This window comes from Hansschlegelia beijingensis (assembly GCF_045505405.1).
GTDB classification, from domain to species: domain Bacteria; phylum Pseudomonadota; class Alphaproteobacteria; order Rhizobiales; family Methylopilaceae; genus Methylopila; species Methylopila beijingensis_A.
This window is the reverse complement of record NZ_JBJKEX010000164.1, coordinates 1-6,516: the sequence shown is the minus strand read 5'-3', so window position 1 is coordinate 6,516 and position 6,516 is coordinate 1. Positions and strand designations below refer to the sequence as shown.

General features: G+C 68.6%; 6 protein-coding genes. All 6 read right to left on the bottom strand.

What is annotated here, in order from left to right:
- Positions 1 to 483, bottom strand: a 483-nt coding sequence (locus tag ACIKT0_RS11105; protein WP_407105407.1) for a (Fe-S)-binding protein, incomplete at its 3' end; no start/stop codon positions are given.
- 2 nt (positions 484 to 485) lie between these two features.
- Positions 486 to 2,282 (bottom strand): NirA family protein, encoded by a 1,797-nt coding sequence (locus ACIKT0_RS11100; RefSeq protein ID WP_407105406.1) that lies wholly within the window; start codon positions 2,280 to 2,282, stop codon positions 486 to 488.
- An 8-nt stretch (positions 2,283 to 2,290) separates the two neighbouring features.
- Positions 2,291 to 3,505 (bottom strand): NAD(P)/FAD-dependent oxidoreductase, encoded by a 1,215-nt coding sequence (locus tag ACIKT0_RS11095; RefSeq protein ID WP_407105408.1) that lies wholly within the window; start codon positions 3,503 to 3,505, stop codon positions 2,291 to 2,293.
- Positions 3,506 to 3,510: 5 nt separating this feature from the next.
- Positions 3,511 to 4,308 carry an ABC transporter ATP-binding protein gene (locus tag ACIKT0_RS11090; RefSeq protein WP_407105405.1) on the bottom strand — a complete coding sequence of 266 codons (798 nt, stop codon included), beginning with the start codon at positions 4,306 to 4,308 and terminating at the stop codon, positions 3,511 to 3,513.
- A gap of 10 nt (positions 4,309 to 4,318) precedes the next feature.
- Positions 4,319 to 5,227: a nitrate ABC transporter permease gene (gene ntrB, locus ACIKT0_RS11085; protein ID WP_407105404.1), complete on the bottom strand. Its 909-nt coding sequence runs from the start codon at positions 5,225 to 5,227 to the stop codon at positions 4,319 to 4,321.
- Between the two features lie 41 nt (positions 5,228 to 5,268).
- A partial coding sequence (locus ACIKT0_RS11080; protein WP_407105403.1) for a CmpA/NrtA family ABC transporter substrate-binding protein occupies positions 5,269 to 6,516 on the bottom strand: 1,248 nt, incomplete at its 5' end.

Genomic DNA, 6,516 nt, shown 5'->3' with positions numbered 1-6,516 from the left:
CGCGGCGGCGGGCGCCGCCTCGGCCGTCGGCGCCCCGCCGCCGTCGAGCTCCAGCGCGAGGTTCTTCAGCATGCGCTGGGTTTCCTTGCCGCCCGGCGCGCAGAGGTTGAGTTTCTTCTCTTCGCCCTTGGCGAGAGCGTCCGCATAGCTCTCGCAGAGATAGCCGCACTGCCCGCAGTCCTGCTGCGCCATCGCGGCCATCATGCGCCGGCGCAGCGGCCTGCCGTCCGCGAGCCCCATGCGCTCGTCGATCGGCATGGAGGCGTCATGCCAGGGCGCGCCGTCATCCTCCTCGACAGGCTGCGCCTGGCCCGGCAGCGGCGAGCCCAGCAGCGCCCGGGCGGCCTCCGGAGACAGCGACTGCACGCCGCCGTCGAGCGACAGCAGCCCGGCGAAGAAGCCGTTGAGCCAGGCCCGCTGCTCGGGACTGAAGGGCGCGTTCTCGGGCAGGATCGGGGGCAGGACCGGGGTCTGCGCGGTCATGCTCAGGCTCCCTCAAGTTCGAAGATGGCTTTCAGCTCGTCGATCTCGTGGCGGCGCGAGAAGGCCGCGAAGGTCTCTTCCGGGCCCGAGCGGCGGGCCAGATAGCTGCGCAGCATCTTCTCGACGACAGCCGGGCAGTCCTCGCCCTTCACGTCGCGGACGAGCTCGCGCGCGATGCTGGCGTCGGCGCCGAAGCCGCCGCCGACAAGCAGGTGGAAACCCTCGACGGTGTCGTCCTCGCCCACGGGCACGCGCGCGCCGATCAGGCCGATGTCGCCGATGTAGTGCTGCGCGCAGGAGTTGTGGCAGCCCGTCGCGTGGATGTTGATCGGCGTGTCGACGACCAGCCCGGCGGCGTCGATGTGGGTCGCGATCTGGTCCGCATAGCCCTTGGTGTCGGCGGCGGAGAACTTGCAGCCGCGGCTGCCGGTGCAGGCCACGAGGCCCGCGCGGACATTCGAGGCCGAGGTCGCCAGTCCGATCTCCGCGACGCGGCCCTCGACCTCCGCCACACAGGCGTCGCGTACGCCGGAGATCAGCAGATTCTGCCAGACCGTGAGGCGGATGTCGCCGTCGCCGAGCTCTTCGGAGATGGCGGCGAGCGCGCGCATCTGCTCGCAGGTCAGTCGCCCGAGAGGCAGCGCAACGCCGACCCAGTTGTGGCCTGCCTGCCGCTGCGGGTGGACGCCGATATGCGCCATCCGGTCGCTTTCCGGTCGCGGCGCCACCGCGTCGGCCGGAGCGCGGGTGAGCTTGGCGCCGAGCTCGGCTTCGACGGCTTCGAGGAATTTCTCGAAGCCCCATGCGTCGAGCAGATATTTCAGGCGCGACCTGGTTCGCTCGGTGCGGTCCCCGGCGCGGATGAAGACGCGGACGATGGCGTCGGCGACCCGCACGGCCTGCTCGAGCGGGACGATCACGCCGGTGTCGCGCGCGAAATCCTTGTGTCCGGTGATGCCGCCAAGCGCCAGCCGCCACCACACGCCCGCCTCGACGCCGAAGCCGTCGCGCAGCTCGACGGCCTGGAAGCCGATGTCGTTGGTGTCCTCGAGCGCCGCGATCCGGCCGGCGCCGTCGAAGGCGACGTTGAACTTGCGCGGCAGGCCGTAGAGCGAGCGGTCGTTGAGGATGTGGTGATGCCACTCCTTGGCGTAGGGGCGGGTGTCGACCAGCTCCTGCGGGTCGATCCCCGCCGTCGGCGTGCCGGTGACGTTGCGGATGTTGTCCGCGCCCGCGCCTTTCGAGGTCAGGCCGAGGTCGACGAGGCCTTCGATGAAGGAGATCCCGTCCGCGGCGCCGATCTCGCGGACCTGCAGATTGGCGCGGGTCGTGACGTGGCTGTAGCCGCCGCCATATTGACGGGCGAGATCGGCGACCCCGCGGAACTGCCAGGCGCGCAGTATGCCGTTGTGGATCCTTAGCCGGCACATATAGGAGTCCTGCGTCGGACCCACATAGAACAGGCCGTGAAACCGGATGCGGAAGTCGTCGAGCTGTTTTGCGAACCTGTTCTCCTTCGCCATGGTCTTGAACCGGGCGTAGGCGTCGAACGGGTGCTCCTCGCGCTTGGCGATCTCCTGCGGACTGAGCTTCCTTCCCTCGCGTTCGAAACGCGCCATCGCCTCGAGATGCGCGGCGTCGGGGCCGGAGGGCGCCGCGGGCGCGTTGGTCGCAGGCTGCGTCTGAAAGGCGGGCGCTCCGCCGAAGCCGGGCAGCCCGCGGGGGCCGCGCACCGCCTGCACGCCCGAGACGAAGCCCTCGAGATATCGCTTCTGGTCGGGTGAGAAGTCCTGGCTCATCGTCTCTCTCACGCCGCCATCGCGAAGCCGCGGCCGAAGGCGAGGTCTTCGCGCAGCGGGCCGAGCGGCGTCGCGGTCGTGATCAGGTCGAGGTACCAGAGGGCGTCCGAGGTCTCGCCGACCAGGATCGCACCCTTCAGCCGGTCATCGCGGACGATCAGCTTGCGATAATGGCCGTGTCCGGGGTCGGCGAGCACGACTGTCTCGTCACCCTCTTCCGGCTCGATCGCTCCGGCGGAGAACACGCCGACGCCCGAGACCTTGAGATTGGTGGAGAGCACGCTGCCGGCGTAGGTCGCGCTGTCGTCGCCCGAAAGGCGACGGGCCAGCGTTCTCGCCTGCTCGTAGGCCGGGGCCACAAGGCCGTAGACGTCGCCGCGATGCTCCGCGCACTCGCCGAGCGCGAAGATGTCCGGATCGGAGGTCGCGAGGCGATCGTCCACCACGATGCCGCGGTTGACGCGCAGTCCCGCCGCCTTCGCGAGGCCGGCGTTCGCCCGCACCCCGCAGGCCATCACGACCAGGTCGGCCGGAAGCCTCTCGCCGGTCGCGAGTTCGAGACCCGTCACCTGCGCATCGCCCGTGATGGCGACGCTCGATGCGGACAGGGCGAAGCGGACGCCTTTCGCCTCGAGCGTCCGCCTGAGCGTCGCAGCGCCGCGCTCGTCGAGCTGGCGCTCCATCAGCCGGTCGGCGAGATGAACCACCGTGACGGAGCAGCCGAGCCGGACAAGCCCATAGGCCGCCTCGAGCCCGAGCAGCCCGCCTCCGATCACGACGGCGCGCCGTCCCGGGGCGGCGAGGGCGCGCAGCCGCGCCGCGTCGTCGAGGTCGCGGAACATCAGGACCTCGGGCAGATCCGCGCCGGGCAAAGGCAGGCGGATCGGTTCGGAGCCGGTCGCCAGGACCAGCTTGTCGAAGGCGAGCGTCCGGCCGTCGTTCAGTATCAGCCGCTTCTCGGGACGGTCGATCGCCTGCGCAGGAACGCCGGTGAGGAGGCGAAATCCGTGCGCGGCGTACCAGTCACGGCCCCGCAGGCGCAGATCCTCGTCGCTCGCTTCGCCTGCGAGCAGGGACGACAGAAGAACCCGGTTGTAGGCTGGCGTCGGGTCCGCCCCCACGACGGTGACGTCGTGGCGGTCGGGAGCGGCCGCGGCGAGCTCCTCGAGGAGTTTGAGGCTGGCCATGCCGGCGCCGACGATGACGAGGCGTTCGCGTTGCATCTCGCTCACGCGGCCTCGACGAAGCGGTGGCGTTCGTAGAGGAACTTGAGCACGGCGGCTCGCGCCGCGATGTAGCCCCGGTCCGACACCAGTTCGAGCCGGTTGCGCGGGCGGTCGAGCGGCACCTCCAGCACGTCGCCAATGCGCGCCGAGGGCCCGTTCGTCATCATCACGATGCGGTCCGACAGCAGCACGGCCTCGTCGACGTCATGCGTGATCATCAGGACGGTGTTCCTGAGCTCCGCCTGGATCTGCATGACCTGGTCCTGCAGATGGGTGCGGGTAAGCGCGTCCAGCGCGCCGAACGGCTCGTCCAGCAGGAGCACCTTCGGCTGCATCGCGAGCGCGCGGGCGATGCCGATGCGCTGCTTCATGCCGCCCGAGATCTCGGACGGCCGCCGGTCCTTGGCGTGCTCCATGTGGACGAGCTTGAGCTTGTGCATCGTCCAGTCGTGGCGTTCGGCTCTGGACTTGGTCTTGCCGAAGACCTTGTCGACCGCGAGCGCGACGTTCTCGTAGCAGGTCAGCCAGGGCAGAAGACTGTGGTTCTGGAATACGACCGCGCGATCCGGGCCCGGCTCGTCGACCACCTTGCCTTCGAGGAAGACGACGCCGGTCGTCGCCTGGGTCAGGCCGGCGACGATGTTGAGCAATGTCGACTTTCCGCACCCCGAATGACCGATGATCGAGATGAACTCGCCTTCGTTCACTTCGAGCGAGATGTTCTTCAGCACCTCGTTGGTGACGGCCCCGCGGGTGAAGCTTTTGTCGACGTGTTCGATGGTCAGGAATGACTTGGCCATGGGCTCGTCCTCACGCGTTGGCCGTGCCGCGGGTCACCGCGACGGCGATCAGGGCGACGATGCGATCGAGGATGAAGCCGACCGCGCCGACATAGACGAGCGCGACGATGATGTCGCTGATCCGCGACGAGTTCCACGCGTCCCAGATGAAGAAGCCGATGCCCACGCCGCCGATGAGCATCTCGGCCGCGACGATCGCCAGCCAGGACAGGCCGATGCCGATCCTGAGCCCGGTGAAGATGTACGGAGCGGCCGCCGGCAGCATGATCTTGATGAAGTATTGAAGCGGATTCAGCCGCAGGACTTGCGCGACGTTCTTGTAGTCCTGCGGAATGTTCCGGATGCCGACCGCCGTATTGATGATGATCGGCCAGATCGCGGTGATGAAGATCACGAAGATCGCTGACGGCTCGCCGTCCCGGAACGCGGCGAGCGAGAGCGGCAGCCAGGCGAGCGGCGGAATGGTCCGCAGCACCTGGAAGACGGGATCAAGGCCGCGCATCGCCCAGACCGAGCCGCCCACCAGCGCGCCGAGCGCCACGCCGGCGACCACCGCCAACGCATAGCCGAGGGCGACGCGCTTCAGGCTGGCGTAGAGCTGCCAGCCGAGACCCTTGTCGTTGCCGCCATTGTCGTAGAACGGGTTGGCGATCAGCTCCCAGGTGTCGCTGACGACGCGCGAGGGCGCGGGCAGCGAGGATGTGGGCGAGGAGCAGAGCAGCTCCCAGAGCATCAGCAGCGCGGCGATCGTCAGAAGCGGCGGGACGATCGCGCTGGCGAGCTCCGTCAGCCGCGTCCGGGCGCGGGGGCCGAACACCGGCCGCGCGGCCGGGGTCGGCAGGCTGACCACCGTTGCTGCCGCGGAGGCCGGCGTCTTGAGCGGCGTCACGTTCGACGTCGCGGCGGCTGTCTGTGTCATCGCATGTCTCCGGGGAGGGCGCGGCGAAGCGGGCGGCCGCCTCAAACCATGCGCTTGATGTCGAGGCTCGCGAGGTATTCGCCCGGGTTCTCGGGATCGAAGACCTTGCCGTCGAAGAACTTCTCGACGCCGCGCGAGGTCGAGGCCGGGAGGTCGGTCACGCCGAGCTCCTTGGCGGCCTCGCGCCACAGATCCTCGCGGTTGACCTTGTCGATCAGCGCCTTGGCGTCGGTGCTTTCGGGCAGGTAGCCCCAGCGCATATCCTCGGTGATGAACCAGAGGTCATGGCTCTTGTAAGGATAGCCGGCGTTGTCCGCCCAGTAGTGCATCATGAACGGGCTGTTCTCGACCACCGGCTTGCCGGCGCCGTAGTCGAACGTGCCCTTCATGCGGGCCACGGTGTCGGAGACCGGAGCGCCGATCCAGTTGCGCTTGGCGCAGATGGCGGCGAGCTCCTCCTTGTTCTCCATCTTCTCGCACCACTGCTGGGCTTCCATGACGGCCATCAGCAGGGCCTTGGCGGCCTTCGGGTTCTTCTCGACATAGTCGGCGCGCAGCGCGAACGCCTTCTCGGGATGCTTGTCCCAGAGCTCGCCCGTGGTGAGCGCCGTGTAGCCGATCTTCTGGTTCTTGAGCTGCTCGTTCCACGGCTCGCAGACGCAGAAGCAGTCCATCGTCCCGACCTTCATGTTCGCCACCATCTGGGCGGGTGGCACGACGATGGTCTGGATGTCCTTGTTGGGATCGACGCCGCCGGCCGCGAGCCAGTAGCGGATCCACAAATCATGGGTGCCGCCCGGGAAGGTCATCGCGGCTTTGACGTCCTTGCCGGAGGCCTTCTTCTTCTCGAGCGCCGTCTTGAACGGCCTGGTGTCGAGGCCGAGCTTGAGATCCGCATATTCCTGGCCGACCGAGATGCACTGGCCGGCGACGTTCAGCCGGCCGAGGATCATCATCTCCGTCGGCCGGTTGTTCTGGGTCATCGCCCCGGTGGTGATGAGATACGGCATCGGGGTCAGGATGTGCGCGCCGTCGATGCCGCCGCCGGCCGAGCCGAGCACGATGTTGTCGCGCGTGGTGCCCCAGGACGACTGCTTGGCGACCTCCACCTCGGTCATGCCGTACTTGTCGAACAGCCCCTTTTCCTTGGCGACGAACAACGGCCCGGCGTCCGTCAGCGCGATGAAGCCGAGCTTCGCCTTGGGGGTCTCCGGTCCGGCCGTCTGGGCGTAGGCGCCGGAGGGCAGCAGGGCGCGGGCGGCCAGCAGCGTGGCGGCCGCGCCTGCGCC